The sequence below is a fragment of the Anabaena sp. CCY 9613 genome (assembly GCF_963920895.1).
Taxonomy (GTDB): Bacteria; Cyanobacteriota; Cyanobacteriia; order Cyanobacteriales; family Nostocaceae; genus Cyanocohniella.
In genome coordinates this window covers 1-244 of record NZ_CAWUDE010000074.1, presented here as the reverse complement: position 1 = coordinate 244, position 244 = coordinate 1, and the positions used below count along the sequence as shown (strand labels likewise).

1 protein-coding gene is annotated in these 244 nt (G+C 58.6%); it reads left to right on the top strand.

Translation table 11 applies throughout. From position 1 onward, the window contains the following. Positions 1-240 (top strand): hypothetical protein (locus ACM0OT_RS23850; protein WP_414566849.1); only part of this gene is annotated, 240 nt, incomplete at its 5' end. Between the last annotated feature and the right edge of the window lie 4 nt (positions 241-244).

Below are 244 nucleotides of genomic sequence, written 5' to 3'. Positions count from 1 at the left end.
CTGCTCGCCACAGAGCCAGTCTCGATCTCTGATGTGGCTGGGATGCGTTGGGCCAGTTCCGACATCACGACGCTCGAGGCATTTCACGCGGGCAAGATCGACCGACTTGAGGCGGAAAGCAGGTTGCGTGAAAGTGAGACCGCTTGGCGATCCGAGGTTGCACAACGCGAGCTAGCCAATCGCCCGATTGCGACGCAGTGCGTCACTTGGCAGGGAATTACTCAATGTGCGACACAATAAGGCC